Source organism: Acidovorax sp. (assembly GCF_046294525.1).
In the GTDB taxonomy this organism is placed as follows: Bacteria; Pseudomonadota; Gammaproteobacteria; order Burkholderiales; family Burkholderiaceae_C; genus Acidovorax.
This window is the reverse complement of the sequence record NZ_JBKBKQ010000014.1, coordinates 40,631-55,392: the sequence shown is the minus strand read 5'-3', so window position 1 is coordinate 55,392 and position 14,762 is coordinate 40,631. Positions and strand designations below refer to the sequence as shown.

Below are 14,762 nucleotides of genomic sequence, written 5' to 3'. Positions count from 1 at the left end.
TTGAGCTGCTTACACAGCAGCGGCGCCAGCCACGATTTCCGAAAGTTCTTTCGTGATCGCTGCCTGGCGCGTCTTGTTGTAGACCAGCTTCAACTCGCCAATGACGCTGCCGGCGTTGTCGGTGGCGGCCTTCATGGCCACCATGCGTGCCGACTGCTCGGACGCCATGTTTTCCGCAACCGCCTGGTAAATCAGGGACTCGACATAACGGACCAGCAGCTCGTCGATGACGCTTTGCGCATCGGGCTCATAGATGTAGTCCCAGCCGTGTTCCGTCTTCTCAGCCTGCATCTGCTCGGAGGACAGGGGGAGCAGCTGCTCCACCACCGATTCCTGCTTCATGGTGTTGATGAACTTGGTGTAGCTCAGGTACACCGCGTTGATCTTGCCTTCTGCGTATGCATCGAGCAGCACCTTCACCGGGCCAATCAGCTTGTCCAGATGAGGGGTATCGCCCAGGCCCGTCACGTGCGAAACCACCTTGGCGCCCACACGGTTCAGGAAACCCAGGCCCTTGTTGCCAATCGCCACGGCTTCGGTCGAGACGCCAGCACCCTGCAGCTCACGCAGCTTGGTCGTCACAGCACGCAACACGTTGGTGTTCATGCCGCCGCACAGGCCCTTGTCCGTGGTGATCACGATCACGCCAGCGGTCTTGGCATCGTTCACTTTCATGAACGGGTGCACGTACTCCGGGTTGGCCTTGCCGAGGTTGGCTGCAATGTTGCGGATCTTCTCGCTGTATGGGCGGGCAGCCCGCATCCGGTCCTGCGCCTTGCGCATTTTGGATGCGGCCACCATTTCCATGGCTTTGGTGATCTTCTTGGTGTTTTCCACCGATTTGATCTTGCCGCGTATTTCCTTGCCTGCTGCCATGATGGCTCCTCGTCCGGTTTAAGCGAACGACTTCTTGAACGCGGCGATCGCTGCGGTCAATTCGGCTTCTGCATCCTTGTCCATGGCCTTGGCCTGTTCCAGCTTGGCGAGCAGAGCTGCGTGGCTGGTCTTCAGGAACTGGTGCAGGCCGTGTTCGAAGTCGAGCACCTTCTTAACTTCGATGTCGTCCATGAAGCCCTTGTTCACAGCGAACAGCGTGGCAGCCATCAGCGAGATGGACAGCGGGCTGTACTGTGCCTGCTTGAGCAGCTCGGTCACGCGGGCACCGCGGTCCAGTTGCTTGCGGGTGGCTTCGTCCAGATCGGAAGCGAACTGAGCGAACGCAGCCAGCTCACGGTACTGGGCCAGGTCGGTACGGATACCACCGGACAGGTTCTTCACCAGCTTGGTCTGGGCAGCACCACCGACGCGCGACACCGAGATACCCGCGTTGATGGCAGGGCGGATGCCGGCGTTGAACAGGCTGGTTTCCAAGAAGATCTGGCCGTCGGTGATCGAGATCACGTTGGTAGGCACGAAGGCGGACACGTCGCCAGCTTGCGTTTCGATGATCGGCAGTGCGGTCAGCGAACCGGTCTTGCCCTTGACTTCACCCTTAGTGAAGGCTTCGACGTAGTCGGCGTTCACGCGGGCTGCGCGTTCGAGCAGGCGGCTGTGGAGATAGAACACGTCGCCAGGGTAGGCTTCGCGGCCTGGTGGGCGACGCAGCAGCAGCGACACTTGGCGGTAGGCCACAGCTTGCTTGGAAAGGTCGTCGTACACGATCAGGGCGTCCTGGCCGCGGTCGCGGAAGTATTCGCCCATCGTGCAACCCGAGTAGGCGGACACGTACTGCATGGCAGCCGATTCGGAGGCCGATGCGGCCACCACAATCGTGTACTCCATGGCGCCGGCTTGTTCCAGAGCGCGCACAACGTTCTTGATCGACGATGCCTTCTGACCGATGGCAACATAGATACAGGTAACGCCCTGGCCCTTCTGGGCGATGATCGCGTCGATGGCCACTGCCGTCTTGCCGGTCTGGCGGTCGCCGATGATCAGCTCGCGCTGGCCACGGCCTACGGGCACCATGGAGTCGATGGACTTCAGGCCGGTCTGCAGAGGCTGGTCCACGGACTTACGGGCGATCACACCAGGAGCGACCTTTTCGATCACGTCGGTGAGCTTGGCGTTGATGGGGCCCTTGCCGTCGATCGGCTGGCCCAGGGCGTTCACCACGCGGCCGACCAGTTCGGGGCCTACAGGCACTTCCAGAATGCGGCCCGTGCACTTGACGGTGTCGCCTTCGGAGATGTGCTCGTATTCGCCCAGAATCACGGCACCGACGGAGTCGCGCTCGAGATTCAGTGCCAGACCGTACGACGGAGCGCCGTCCTTGGTGGCGGGGAACTCCAGCATTTCGCCTTGCATCACGTCCGACAGGCCGTGCACGCGCACGATACCGTCCGACACGGACACCACGGTGCCTTGGTTGCGGATATCGCTGCTGGCGGCCAGACCTTCGATGCGGCTCTTGATGAGTTCAGAAATTTCTGCGGGATTGAGTTGCATGACTCTTTCCTTCTTTCTTTGGTTCGCTGAGACCTCACCGCCTTAGGCGATGAGGGCCGCTTTCATTTGTTCAAGACGGGCCTTGACCGAAGTGTCCAGCACCTCGTCACCCACCACTACGCGAATGCCACCGATCAGCGATTCATCCAGCTGAACGGTGAGATTGAGCTTGCGGCCAAAGCGCTTTTGCAGCGCATCGCTGACCGAAGCCAGGGCAGCGCCATCCAGGGGGAAAGCGCTGTGCACCACGGCATCCGACGTGCCGTTGCGGCGATTCACGAGGGCTCGGAACTGCGCGGCCACTTCGGGCAGCGCATTCAGGCGCCCGTTGTCGATAACGGTGCGCAGGAAGTTCTTGGCCGTATCGGGCAGCGCCGAACGCGCAACCCCCGTAACGACAGCAAACACTTGGTCTGCCGTCACTTTGGGATTGTCCGCCAGCTGACGCAATTGCGGGTTGGCGGCTATGGCCGCCAGTTCATCGACCCAGTCAGCCGTGCTGGTCAGGTCCATGCCCGCACCCGCCGTAGCGGCCTTGAACAGGGCATCGGCGTAAGGGCGGGCAATGGTGGCGAGTTCAGCCATGTTGATCCCCTTACAGCTCGGTCTTCAGGCGGTTGAGCAAGTCGGCGTGAACGCCGGCGTTGACTTCCTTGCGGAGAATCTGCTCTGCACCCTTGACGGCCAGCGCAGCCACTTGCTCACGCAGGGCTTCGCGGGCTTGCACCGTTTGCTGCTCGGCTTCGGCACGTGCGGATGCAACGATCTTGTTGCCTTCCTCCGTGGCGCGTACCTTGGCTTCTTCGATGATGGCCTGGGCACGGCGGTCGGCGTCCGCAAGACGCGAGGCCGTTTCGTTGCGCGCCTGTGACAGTTCCTTTTCGACGCGCTGGTTGGCAGCGGTCAGTTCGGACTTGGCACGGTCGGCAGCAGCGAGGCCTTCGGCGATTTTCTGGGCTCGTTCATCCAACGCCTTCGCGATCGGAGGCCACACGAATTTCATCGTGAACCACACCAGGATCAGGAAGACGATGGCCTGAATGAACAGGGTCGCGTTGATACTCACGGCAACACCTTTCTAGAGTGGCGTTGAACGGGAATTACTTGGGCAGGTTGGCCAAGAACGTAGAGGCGAAGGGGTTGGCGAATGCGAACAGCAGGGCGATAGCAACACCGATCAGGAACGCAGCGTCGATCAGACCGGCCAAGATGAACATCTTGGTTTGCAGTTCGTTGATCAGCTCAGGCTGGCGAGCCGACGATTCCAGGAACTTGCCACCCATCAGAGCGATACCAATCGAAGCGCCGATAGCGCCCAGACCAACGATCAGACCACAAGCCAGAGCGACGAGACCGAGAATGTTTTCCATGATGACTCCTGAGTAAAAAAGAAAAGTTAAGGAAAGAAAAACGAAAGGGAAACCGATTAGTGCGCGTTGTGCGCCTGACCAAGGTAGATCAGCGCAAGCATCATGAAGATGAAAGCCTGCAGCGAGATCACCAGAATGTGGAACAGCGTCCAGATGGTGCCAGCGATGACGTGGCCCACAGGCAGCAGCACACCCGACAGCGACAGCGCAGCCGCACCACCCATGAGGGCAATCAGCATGAACACCAATTCGCCGGCGTACATGTTGCCAAACAGCCGCATGCCATGCGACACGGTGTTGGCGACATATTCAATGATCTGCATCAGCACGTTCACCACGCCCAGGATCAGGGCAAAGATGGGGTTCTTGCTGGTGCCGAAAGGCGCAGAGACCAGCTCGTGCGCCCAGCCGCCAGCGCCCTTGATCTTGACGCTGTACCAGAAGCGCAGGATCAGAACCGCGAATGCGAGGCCCAGAGTGGTGGAAAGGTCGGCGGTGGGCACAACGCGCAGGTAAGCGTGGTGCGGGTCATGGCCGGCTGCGCCATAAATCCATGCCCAGATGGAAGGCAACAGGTCCACGGGGATCATGTCCATGAAGTTCATCAGGAAGATCCAGACGAACACTGTAAGGCCCAGAGGCGCAATGAACTTGCGGCTTTCAGCGTTGTGGATATTGGCCTTGGCCTGGTTGTCCACCATCTCCACCAGCATTTCCACCGCCGCCTGGAAGCGGCCGGGCACGCCGGACGTGGCCTTGCGGGCTGCGCTCCACAGGATGAGGAGCGTCAACATGCCCAGAAACAACCCGATGATGATGGAGTCGTAGTTGATGATCGAAAAATCGACGATCTTGGTCTGTTGAACGTTTTGAAGATGCTGCAGGTGGTGAACGATGTATTCACTTGCAGTCGGAGCGTGCGCTTCTGCGGCCATCGGACAACTCTCTCGTAACTATCAATCGGTTTTTCGAACACCGGGCCGCACCAACAGTGCTACCCAGTACGTTTTCATTGTGATCACCATGCTGACCACCAAAGCCACCCAGTTCAAGCCCGGAACCAGCCAGGGGGCTGCCACCAGCAGCGCGACCGTCAGCACGATCTTGGCGATCTCCCATCCAAAGAATCCCACCATCGCTGCGCGCGGATCGGAGGACACTTTCTGGCGCAACACCCCTTGCGCAAACAGGACTGCCGGGACCACCACAGCCAACGCACCGTAAGCCGCAGACCACCCCACCAGCGCACTGTCCGTGAGCAGCCAAGCCACCAGAGCCACCAGCACGCCGACCAGCGCCTGACTTGCAACCACCTTCCACACCGACAGGGGCGGATGACGGCTTCGCCACGCCTGCGCCTCTTCGGGCGTCAGGGGCTTGAAGTCAGATTCTTCAGCCTCAGTTTCAGTCTCAGGCGCGATTGTTTTCATTGTTGAATGACGCCCGCGTTACAGACCGCAACTTTCACAAAGCCTCTAATTATAAGTAAAAACCCATGGCGCCCAACAAAGACCCGCAAGCGGGGCACGAAACCGGTGCACCCACCCGCGCGGTTGTGGCGATGTGCCAACGGCTTTGCGGAAAGTCTCGAGACTCCCATGCACCGTTTTGGCGCACCTGTCAGCGCACGTGCACCGCGCGCCACCCGAGCCTTCGGAAGCGCGCTCAAGCACAATCCGCAAGCCGCAGCAGCTACTGAATCCGCAGCAGCCCACACCTCAACTCGCACCATGACCTCCTCGACACCGCCGCCTACAAACGGACTGGACACACAGCCTACCGACCCGCGCAAGGATTCGCTCATCGAATACCCCTCTCGCTTTCCCATCAAAGTGATGGGCGCCAAGGTGGATGGCTTCGTGCATGCCATCACTGAGTTGGCGCGTCAGTACGACCCGACCTTCGACGCGAGCACCATTGAACTGCGCGACAGCCGGGCTGGCAATTACCTCGGAGTAACCATCACCATCACCGCGACCAGCCGCGAGCAGCTGGACGACCTGTACCGCGCGCTGTCTTCCCACCCCCTGGTGAAGGTGGTTTTGTAAGACCAAAGCGCCCGGCGCCATTGCTGCCACCATGACTGTCGATCTCCGTGTACTGGGCCAGGTGGACTATGCGGCCACCGTGCAGGCCATGCAGGACTACACGCACTCCCGCACGCCCAATACGCCAGATGTGCTCTGGTTGTGCGAGCACCCCCCGCTTTACACGCAGGGCCTCGCCGGCAAGGCCGATCACCTGCTGAGCCCCGGGAACATCCCCGTGGTGGCCACCAACCGTGGCGGACAGGTCACCTTCCATGGGCCGGGCCAGGTAGTGGCATATCCACTTATAGACCTGCAGCGTGCCGGATATTTTGTGAAGGAATATGTTTACCGCGTGGAGGAGGCTGTGATCCGCACGCTCCTGCACTTCGGCGTCACGGGCCACCGAGTGGGCGGGGCGCCGGGCATCTATGTGCGCCTGGAAGACCCGCACAGCCACGCCTTGCTGCCGCAGCGCCCGCAAAAACGCATCGGCACGGCGCCGCCCGTGCCTAACTTTGAAGGCCTGGGCAAGATTGCCGCGCTGGGCATCAAGGTCAGCCGCCACTGCACGTACCACGGCGTGGCGCTCAACGTAGCGATGGACCTGGAACCCTACCTGCGCATCAACCCTTGCGGCTACGCAGGCTTGCGCACGGTGGACCTTTCTACAATCGGGGTCCACACCACCTGGGACGAAGCCGCGCAGGTGCTGGGCCAGCAGCTCAGCATCCGGTTGGCGTCCTGAACACCACCACGCTGCCACCACGCCATGAGCACCCCTGAAGTCGTCCGCGAAGCGCAATCCACCGAAGCCTACAACCCGCTGGCCAAGCAAAAGGCTGCGGCCAAGCTGTCGCGCATTCCGATCAAGGTGGAGCAAGGCGAGGTGCTGAAGAAGCCCGAATGGATCCGCGTGAAGGCCGGCAGCCCCACCACGCGCTTCTACGAGATTAAGGAGATCCTGCGCGAGCACAAGCTGCACACGGTGTGCGAAGAAGCCTCGTGCCCCAACATCGGCGAATGCTTTGGCAAGGGCACGGCCACCTTCATGATCATGGGCGACAAGTGCACACGCCGCTGCCCGTTCTGCGACGTGGGCCACGGCCGGCCCGACCCACTGGACAAGGACGAGCCGCTGAATTTGGCCAAGACGATTGCAGCCCTCAAGCTCAAGTACGTGGTGATCACCAGCGTGGACCGCGACGACCTGCGCGACGGCGGCTCGGGCCACTTTGTGGAATGCATTCAGAACATCCGCGAGATGTCGCCCCAGACCCAAATCGAAATCCTGGTGCCCGACTTCCGTGGTCGCGATGACCGCGCGCTCGAAATCCTCAAGGCAGCTCCTCCGGATGTGATGAACCACAACCTGGAAACTGCGCCCCGCCTGTACAAGGAAGCGCGCCCCGGATCGGACTACCAGTTCAGCCTCAACTTGTTGAAAAAGTTCAAGGCGCTACACCCCAACGTGCCCACCAAGAGCGGCATCATGGTCGGCCTGGGCGAGACGGACGAAGAGATCCTGCAGGTCATGCGCGACATGCGCGAACACAACATCGACATGCTGACCATCGGCCAGTACCTGGCCCCCAGCAACAGCCACCTGCCCGTGCGCCGCTACGTGCACCCCGACACCTTCAAGATTTTCGAGGAAGAGGCCTACAAGATGGGCTTCTCCCACGCGGCCGTGGGCGCCATGGTGCGCTCCAGTTACCACGCGGACCAGCAGGCGCACGCCGCCGGCGTTTAACAGCCAGCTCTCTGCCCCATGGACGCGCTGGCCGGCTCGCTCTCGCTAAGGCGCTACGGCGCGTCGCCCGGCAGCCACAGCCATGCGCACTTCCAGATCCTGCTGGGCCTTTCGGGCGCGCTGGAACTGGAAATTGAAGGCCGCGGCCTGCGCGTGGGCCCGGGCGGCGGCTGCGTGATTGCCCCCGGCGACCGGCACGATTTTGCGTCCGCCCGCGGCAGCCTGTGCCTGGTGCTGGACAGCAGCCACCCGGACTGGGCCCGCTGCGCCGCGCAGCGCGCGGGCCAAGCCACCCTCCCCGCCCCCGCCTTGCCGCTGGCGCGCTACCTCGCCACCGCCCTGCAGCAAGGACGGCCGCTCGCCCAAGCCTACGGCCCTGCACTGTTGCGCGAAGCCTGGCTCGCCGACCACCCCACCGCTGCCACACCCAAATCCCCCGCCAGCCCAGCCCGCCGCCGCCCCATCGACTGGGCCGCTCTGGAACACTGGGCCGCCCAGCAGTGGCACACGCCCCTCACCGTGGCCGACCTGGCGCAGCGCGTGCACCTGAGCGCGAGCCAGTTCGCTGCCCGCTGCCGCGATGACCGGGGCATCAGCGCCATGGCGTGGCTGCGCAGTCTGCGGCTGGAGCAGGCCCGCCTGCTGCGCAACAGCGGCCTGGCCGTGGCCGAGGTGGCCCGGCGCACGGGCTACCGCTCGCCGTCGGCGCTGACGGCAGCACTGCGGCGCTCGGGCCACTGATTCCGCTTTCGCGGTACCGCTTTTTCGCGACGACGCACCGTCGCCCCGCGATGGCGCGCCCCCTTATCCTCGACAGGATGAAAGCCAACTTCTACGCACTGGGCGCCATCGCGCTGTGGGCCTCGCTGGCGTCGCTGGGCGTGTCGCTCACGCACGTGCCGCCGTTTCTGCTCACGGGCATTGCGCTGGTCATCGGCAGCGTGCCTGCCTGGCCGCTGGTGGCGCGCGACCCCACGCAGTGGCGCGTGCCGCTGGGCACGCTGGCTCTGGGCGTGTACGGCCTGTTCGCCTACCACTTCCTGCTGTTCATCGCCTTGCGCCACGCGCCGGCGGTGGAAGCCAATCTGGTCAACTACCTGTGGCCGCTGCTCATCGTGGTGTTGGCGCCCGTGCTGTTGCCGGGCGTGCGGCTGCGGGCGGCGCATGTGCTGGCCGCGCTGCTGGGTTTTGGCGGGGCGGCCATTGCCATCGTGGGCGGGCGAGAGCTGAGCGGCGAGCTGGCTTGGGGCTATCTGCCTGCGCTGGCGGCGGCGTTCATCTGGGCGAGCTATTCGCTGCTGACCAAGCGCGTGGCGGCGTTTCCGACCACGGCCATCGGCCTGTTCGGGCTGGTGTCGGGGGTGCTGGCGCTGCTGTGCCACTGGGCGCTGGAGCCCACTGCCACGCTGCAGTGGCGCGACTGGGGCCTGCTGGCGCTGCTCGGCCTGGGGCCGCTGGGCGCATCGTTTTTCATGTGGGACAGGGCGCTGAAGCTGGGAGATGCGCGGCAGATCGGCATCCTGAGCTACATCACGCCGCTCGCGTCTACCAGCCTGCTGGTGCTGGTCAGCGGTCGCCCGTTCAGCGGCAGTATCGTGGTGGCCACGGTGATGATCCTTGGCGCAGCGGTGCTGGGCGTGCGCGCTCGCTGACATGGCCACCACTCTAGTGCACTGAAGGCGAGAAATCGGCGGTGCGCCAGCGCGGCAGCCCTGGTCGCACCCGGCACCATCGCGGCAGCCCGACGGCGAACGGAAATTTGAATGAAATTGGGCTTTAGCGCATATCCTGAAAGCGCTAGCAGCTATCAAAATAAGAGTAGCAATGTGGCGTTAAACATGGGTGCGAGCACCCGCTGCCTCACGCCACCAGCGGCACCTCGCCCGCCAGCACCTGCTGCGCCCAGGGCGCGAGCTTGCGGGTGTCGGCCCGCAGGATCTCCTGCTTGATCGCCAGGATCTGCGCCGGGTGCATGGAGAAGCTGCGCAGGCCCAGGCCCAGCAGCAGCCGGGTCATGGTGATGTCGCCCGCCGTTTCGCCGCAAACACACACGCTCTTGCCCTGCACGGCGCCTTCGGCAATCACGTCCGCCACAAGCCGCAGCACGGCGGGGTGCAGCGGGTCGTACAGGTGGGCCACAGCCTCGTCGGCACGGTCGATGGCCAGGGTGTACTGGATCAGGTCGTTGGTGCCGATGGACAGGAAATCAAAGTACTGCAGAAAGGTGCGCACCATGAGCGCGGCGGCCGGCACCTCGATCATCGCGCCCAGCTGCACGGGGCCGTAGGGCACCCCCCGCGCATCCAGCTCGCCGCGCGCCAGCTCCACCTGGGCCAGGGTCTGCTGGATCTCGTGCGTGTGCGCCAGCATGGGGAACAGCAGGTTGACCTTGCCATGCGCCGCGGCGCGCAGCACGGCGCGCAACTGGGTGCGGAACATGGCCGGGTCGGCCAGGCTCCAGCGGATGGCGCGCAGGCCCAGGGCCGGGTTCAGGTAGTTGTCCTTGTGGGCCTTGTTGTCCAGCGGCTTGTCGGCGCCCACGTCGATGGTGCGGATGGTGACGGGCAGGCCCTGCATGCCGTCGATGGCCTCGCAGTAGGCGCGGTACTGCTCGTCTTCCCCGGGCAGGTTGCCGCTTCGGCCCATGAACAAGAATTCGCTGCGAAACAGTCCCACGCCCACGGCGCCCGCGCGCACGGCGGTGGCGGCATCGCCGGGCTGCTCGATGTTGGCCAACAGCTCGATCTTGTGGCCGTCGAGCGTAACGGCTGGCGTGTGGCGCAGGCGAGCCAAGCGTTCGCGCTCCAGCTCCACCTGTCGCTGGCGAAACCCGTACTCGGCCAGGATGATGGGCGACGGGTCCACGATCATCACGCCCGCATCGCCGTCGATGATGACCCAGTCGTCCTGCCGCACCAGCTGGCTGGCCGCGCGCGCGCCCACCACGGCGGGGATGTCCATGCTGCGCGCGACGATCGCGGTGTGCGATGTCTTGCCACCCACGTCGGTCACGAAACCGGCAAACACGCTTTGCTTGAACTGGAGCATGTCGGCGGGTGAAAGGTCGTGTGCGACCAGCACCAGGGGCACGTCCACCGTATCGTCCAGCAGCAAGTCTTGTTGGGTCTTGCGGCGCGGGCTGCTGGACGGGGGCGCCACCGGACTGGCCACACCTTTCATGTAGCGCAGGATGCGCTCGACCACCTGCTCCAGGTCGGCCTTGCGTTCGCGCAGGTACTCGTCCTCCATCTCGTCGAACTGGCGCGCAATCACTTCAAGCTGCGTGGTCAGTGCCCACTCAGCGTTGTACAGCCGCTCGGTGATCCAGTGTTTGACGCCACCCGTGAGGGCCTCGTCCTGCAGCAGCATCAGGTGCACATCGAGCAGCGCCGTCAGCTCGTGCGGCGCGTCGGCCGGCATGTCGGTCTGCAGGCGCTGGAGTTCTTCGACCACGGCATTGCGGCCCTGACGCACGCGTTCAATTTCGCGCTCGACCTGATCGGGCTCCACAAAATAGTGCGCCACGTCCACGCGGCTGGACGCGATCAGCACCGCGCGGCCAATGGCGATGCCGCGGGCGACTGCGAGACCGTGGACGGAGAAGGTCATGGGAGTTATCCGATGCAGATCGCAGAGAGCGCCTCAGCCCGCCGCCCGGCCGCCCGAAGGCGGGCTGGCCCCCCCTGGGGGGCAGGGAGCGACACGCAGTGCGCGACCGTGGGGGCCATCTCAGCCCGCCGCCCGGCCGCCCGAAGGCGGGCTGGGCCCCCTCGGGGGGCAGGGAGCGACACGCAGTGCGCGACCGTGGGGGCCATCCTCATTCCCCTTCGCCGAACTTGTCGGCGATGAGCGCGAGGAGCGCATCCATCGCCTCCTGCTCGCGATCGCCGCTGGTTTCGATTTCCACTTCCGTGCCCATGCCGGCGGCCAGCATCATCACGCCCATGATGCTCTTGGCGTTGATGCGGCGGTCGCCCCGGCTCATGAAAACGTCACACGGAAAACTGCCGGCCAGCTTGGTGAGCTTGGCCGATGCGCGGGCGTGCAGGCCCAGTTTATTGCTGATGGTCGTACGGGTCTTGATCATGTCGGTGACGGCGGTGTTGGTTCTGCGGTGCGGAGATGGCCACCTGCATCACGCCCTGGGTACCGCCCACCACCGCGCGGGTGACGACCGACTCCAGGGCCTCGGACCGGTAGCTCACCGCACGCAGCAGCATGGGCAGGTTGACCCCGGTGACCAGGCGCGAGCGCACGCCCTCCACCAGGCGCTGGGCGACGTTGCAGGGCGTGGCGCCAAACACGTCGGTCAGCACCAGAGTGGTGTCCACGCCCAGCTGGTCCAACAGGATGCGCGCCTGCGCCAGCGATTCTTCAGGGGGCTGGTTGGGCTGTACGTCCAGCGCCACCACGCTGTCGCCGCAGTCGGCAAACACGTGCAGCGCACACTCGCGCAGCGCGTGGGCCAGGGGAGCGTGGGCAATGATGAGGATGCGGGTGGTGGGGCTCATGGTCGGGACTTACGCACAGCGGGGCAGCGACGCTGCGATGGAAACAGCCAGGCTGTCGTTGACTCTCAAGGCGCAAGTCTTCATGGTGCAGAGGTTTGCAGCACATTATGGCGCCGCCCCCGCAGCATGAACCACGCGTAGGCCGCCACGTTGCACGCCAGGTACACAGCCATGGCCGCCTGGAACGAGGCCACGGTGGCCAGGCCCAGCGCTGCAAACGCATCCACCGCCAGGCCAATGCCCCACTGCACCACAAACACGCCCGAGAAGATCACCAGGTTGTAGGCTGACAGCGCCCGTCCCGCGAGCGCCGACGGAAACGCCAGCGCCACCGCAGGCTGCGACAGCGACACAAAGGTGCACGACACGCAGAACAACGCCCACGCACCGCCCCCCGCCTGGGGGCCGGCCACGATGATGCCCAGCAGCACCACCAGGCACAGGGGCAGGCCGGCGGCCATGAGCCGGTCCGCTCCATACCCCCGGCGCTGCAGCCAGGGGCTGACCATGCCCCAGGTCCAGAACGTGCACAGCATGCTGACGTTGATCCAGAACAGCCCGGTGGCAGACGCCAGCGGCGTGTAGCCCGCCACGCGCTGCATCCACGGCCCGGCCCACAGTGTCTGCATGGCCACCATGCCGCCGTAGATGAAGAACCCCAGCGGCGCCAGGCGCAGGAAGTACGGGTGACGCCACACCATGGCGTAGCCTGGGGGCGCGGGCGTGTCCGCTGCGGCGGGCGTGCCGCCGTGCGGCGCGGGCTCCCAGCGCGGCACCCACACGGCGATCAGCACCATCGACAGCACAATCAGCGCTGCGAGCCCCCAGAACAGCGGGCGCCAGCCCACCACCGGCAGCGCCCACTGCACCGGCAGCGTGGAGGCCACCATGCCCAGCGACCCGGTCATGAGCATCCACGAATTCGCCCGCATCTGCGCCGTGGGCTCAAGCCAGCGGCGGTAGCCCGTGAGCGGCGCCATGAGGCAGGCACTGACGCCAGCGCCACACAGCACCCGCCCTGCCAGCAGGCCCGAAAAACCCGTGGCGACCGAAAACACCAGGCTGCCCACCACGGCCACGCCCAGAAAGCCCAACGCCACCTTGCGCGGACCGTGCCGGTCCAGCCAGGTGCCCAGCGGCAGCTGGGTGGCAGAAAACCCCAGAAAGTACCCCCCTGCCAGCAGCCCCAGGTCGCTGGCCTGCAGCGCAAACTCGTCCGCCAGTGTGGGCGCCAGTGTGGCCGTGACGGCCCGCACCAGGGCCGAAAGAAAGTATGCAAACGCAAAGGCCAGAAACACGATGACGGCCGTGCGCCGCGGCAGCACCCCGCCGCTCATTGCAGCACCAGCCCGGCGAAGAAGGTGTCGGCCGCATCGGGCCGGGGCGTGGATGTGTACACCACCGCGTGGTACAGCCGCACCTGCGGCCCCAGCGCCCGTGCAAACCACACGGCCTGCGCGGTGACAGCAGTGCCGTCCGCACGCTGCCCCTGCACGGTGGTGCGCACCGACTGCGGCACCGGCAGCACCCCGGCGGGTGTGTAGGGCGCGTCCACTGCCGTGGCCGCCGCCCCCGGCCCCAGGTTGGCCAGCACCGCAATGCGCCAGTGCGTGAGCGCGGCGCCCACCTGGGCCGGATCGTCCAGCAGCAGGTGCGACACGGCAAAAGTGGCGCCGTCCGCGTCACAGCCTGTCATGGACAGCTCCCCCGGCGCGCCCGCGAGCTCCACCGCGCGCGTGGCGTGGTCAGGCTTGCATGGCAGGGTGATGGTGAGCGCGCCCTCCGGCACGGGCACGCTGCGCCAGTTGAGCGCGGGGCTGCAAGCCGCAAGCACCGACAGCAGCAACACCAGGGCGCAACGCCCCTTTTTCACGACTGTGCTGGGCGGCGTTGGCAGTGGGGCATCGGCCCCGGTCGGTGTCCTGTTCATCAGGCGATTATCGGCAGTCGAGCCGCCTGACGCTGTGGCCCCGCGTGACCACGCCCGGCACCGCCGACTGACGTTCCGAACTTTTGCGCTCTGGCCGAATCCACCACTCCGGCACAATGGCAGTGGCATGCAGCCTGAGGGCTCTGAGGCCAAGGGACGATAAAGGGGTGAAAAAGATCATGGCAGTCAAACATTGGGCAGCAGGCGTGGCGGTGGCAGCGTTCGTGGCCGTGGGCGCTTTTGTGTACCTCGACACGGGTCGCGCTGCCGCTCCGGCCTCCACCTTCGTTCTGCTCGACGGGTCCAGCAAGACGACGACGGACATGCAGGGCAAGGTCACGCTGGTGAACTTCTGGGCCACCAGCTGCACCACCTGCGTGGCCGAAATGCCGGAGATCGTCGCCACCTACAACAAATACCAGGCGCGCGGCTTTGACACCGTGGCGGTGGCCATGGCCTACGACCCGCCCAGCTACGTTGTGAACTTTGCCCAAACGCGCAAGCTGCCCTTCAAGGTGGCCATCGACAACACGGGCGCAGTGGCCAAGGCCTGGGGCGACGTGCGGCTGACCCCCTCTACATTCATCGTGAACAAGCGGGGCGAAATCGTGAAAACCTACGTCGGCGCCCCAAGCTTCCCGGAGTTGCACCAGCTCATCGAGAAGCTGCTGGCCGAGACCTGACCCGCCCCCGCAGGTACACAAATACAAAAGGCTGATTTCA

The 14,762-nt window shown here is 64.7% G+C and carries 18 protein-coding genes; 6 read left to right on the top strand and 12 right to left on the bottom strand.

Translation table 11 applies throughout. The features are described 5' to 3' along the window. Positions 1 to 9 precede the first annotated feature (9 nt). Genes atpG through ACK4HJ_RS14010 form a run of 7 tightly spaced genes read right to left on the bottom strand, consistent with a single transcriptional unit; the run spans position 10 to position 5,248 of the window. On the bottom strand, positions 10 to 876 hold the full coding sequence (atpG, locus tag ACK4HJ_RS14040) for a F0F1 ATP synthase subunit gamma (protein ID WP_056058853.1): 867 nt from the start codon (positions 874 to 876) through the stop codon (positions 10 to 12). An 18-nt stretch (positions 877 to 894) separates the two neighbouring features. Further along, positions 895 to 2,448 carry a F0F1 ATP synthase subunit alpha gene (gene atpA / locus ACK4HJ_RS14035; protein ID WP_409832605.1) on the bottom strand — a complete coding sequence of 518 codons (1,554 nt, stop codon included), beginning with the start codon at positions 2,446 to 2,448 and terminating at the stop codon, positions 895 to 897. Between the two features lie 42 nt (positions 2,449 to 2,490). After that, positions 2,491 to 3,033: a F0F1 ATP synthase subunit delta gene (locus ACK4HJ_RS14030; protein ID WP_409832602.1), complete on the bottom strand. Its 543-nt coding sequence runs from the start codon at positions 3,031 to 3,033 to the stop codon at positions 2,491 to 2,493. Between the two features lie 10 nt (positions 3,034 to 3,043). Beyond that, positions 3,044 to 3,514 carry a F0F1 ATP synthase subunit B gene (locus ACK4HJ_RS14025; RefSeq protein WP_409832599.1) on the bottom strand — a complete coding sequence of 157 codons (471 nt, stop codon included), beginning with the start codon at positions 3,512 to 3,514 and terminating at the stop codon, positions 3,044 to 3,046. 34 nt (positions 3,515 to 3,548) lie between these two features. Beyond that, on the bottom strand, positions 3,549 to 3,818 hold the full coding sequence (gene atpE / locus ACK4HJ_RS14020) for a F0F1 ATP synthase subunit C (RefSeq protein ID WP_007847749.1): 270 nt from the start codon (positions 3,816 to 3,818) through the stop codon (positions 3,549 to 3,551). Between the two features lie 56 nt (positions 3,819 to 3,874). Further along, a complete protein-coding gene (gene atpB, locus ACK4HJ_RS14015) occupies positions 3,875 to 4,753 on the bottom strand; it encodes a F0F1 ATP synthase subunit A (RefSeq protein WP_409832596.1) in 879 nt (292 codons plus the stop codon). A 21-nt stretch (positions 4,754 to 4,774) separates the two neighbouring features. Continuing rightward, the gene (locus ACK4HJ_RS14010; protein ID WP_409832593.1) at positions 4,775 to 5,248 is read right to left on the bottom strand and encodes an ATP synthase subunit I; all 474 of its coding nucleotides are present in this window, start codon (positions 5,246 to 5,248) and stop codon (positions 4,775 to 4,777) included. 300 nt (positions 5,249 to 5,548) lie between these two features. Between ACK4HJ_RS14010 and ACK4HJ_RS14005 the strand changes: the two genes are divergently transcribed. The 5 genes from ACK4HJ_RS14005 (at position 5,549) to ACK4HJ_RS13985 (ending at position 9,250) form a co-directional block, all read left to right on the top strand. Beyond that, complete coding sequence (locus ACK4HJ_RS14005; RefSeq protein WP_409832591.1) at positions 5,549 to 5,866, top strand: YbeD family protein; 318 nt, start codon at positions 5,549 to 5,551, stop codon at positions 5,864 to 5,866. A 31-nt stretch (positions 5,867 to 5,897) separates the two neighbouring features. Next, entirely contained in the window at positions 5,898 to 6,593 is a 696-nt protein-coding gene (gene lipB, locus ACK4HJ_RS14000) for a lipoyl(octanoyl) transferase LipB (RefSeq protein WP_409832588.1), read from the top strand. A 24-nt stretch (positions 6,594 to 6,617) separates the two neighbouring features. Beyond that, positions 6,618 to 7,598 carry a lipoyl synthase gene (gene lipA / locus ACK4HJ_RS13995; protein WP_409832586.1) on the top strand — a complete coding sequence of 327 codons (981 nt, stop codon included), beginning with the start codon at positions 6,618 to 6,620 and terminating at the stop codon, positions 7,596 to 7,598. An 18-nt stretch (positions 7,599 to 7,616) separates the two neighbouring features. Further along, the gene (locus ACK4HJ_RS13990; RefSeq protein ID WP_409832583.1) at positions 7,617 to 8,339 is read left to right on the top strand and encodes an AraC family transcriptional regulator; all 723 of its coding nucleotides are present in this window, start codon (positions 7,617 to 7,619) and stop codon (positions 8,337 to 8,339) included. Positions 8,340 to 8,416: 77 nt separating this feature from the next. After that, positions 8,417 to 9,250 (top strand): DMT family transporter, encoded by an 834-nt coding sequence (locus ACK4HJ_RS13985; RefSeq protein WP_409832580.1) that lies wholly within the window; start codon positions 8,417 to 8,419, stop codon positions 9,248 to 9,250. Between the two features lie 208 nt (positions 9,251 to 9,458). On the opposite strand, the gene ptsP is transcribed toward ACK4HJ_RS13985, so the two are convergent. From ptsP to ACK4HJ_RS13960, 5 genes are all read right to left on the bottom strand, one after another. After that, entirely contained in the window at positions 9,459 to 11,207 is a 1,749-nt protein-coding gene (ptsP, locus tag ACK4HJ_RS13980; RefSeq protein WP_409832577.1) for a phosphoenolpyruvate--protein phosphotransferase, read from the bottom strand. Positions 11,208 to 11,415: 208 nt separating this feature from the next. Further along, positions 11,416 to 11,685, bottom strand: coding sequence for an HPr family phosphocarrier protein (locus ACK4HJ_RS13975; RefSeq protein ID WP_409832574.1), 270 nt, complete (start codon positions 11,683 to 11,685; stop codon positions 11,416 to 11,418). Next, positions 11,654 to 12,109 (bottom strand): PTS sugar transporter subunit IIA, encoded by a 456-nt coding sequence (locus ACK4HJ_RS13970; RefSeq protein ID WP_409832571.1) that lies wholly within the window; start codon positions 12,107 to 12,109, stop codon positions 11,654 to 11,656. Before ACK4HJ_RS13970 ends, ACK4HJ_RS13975 begins: the two co-directional genes overlap by 32 nt. A gap of 80 nt (positions 12,110 to 12,189) precedes the next feature. Then, entirely contained in the window at positions 12,190 to 13,446 is a 1,257-nt protein-coding gene (locus ACK4HJ_RS13965; RefSeq protein WP_409832568.1) for an MFS transporter, read from the bottom strand. Then, positions 13,443 to 14,039, bottom strand: a complete 597-nt coding sequence (locus tag ACK4HJ_RS13960) for a hypothetical protein (RefSeq protein WP_409832566.1) — start codon at positions 14,037 to 14,039, stop codon at positions 13,443 to 13,445. The genes ACK4HJ_RS13965 and ACK4HJ_RS13960 overlap by 4 nt, the downstream gene beginning before the upstream one ends. Positions 14,040 to 14,218: 179 nt before the next feature. Here ACK4HJ_RS13960 and ACK4HJ_RS13955 point away from each other — a divergent pair, with 179 nt between their 5' ends. After that, on the top strand, positions 14,219 to 14,722 hold the full coding sequence (locus tag ACK4HJ_RS13955) for a TlpA disulfide reductase family protein (protein WP_409832563.1): 504 nt from the start codon (positions 14,219 to 14,221) through the stop codon (positions 14,720 to 14,722). Positions 14,723 to 14,762 lie beyond the last annotated feature (40 nt).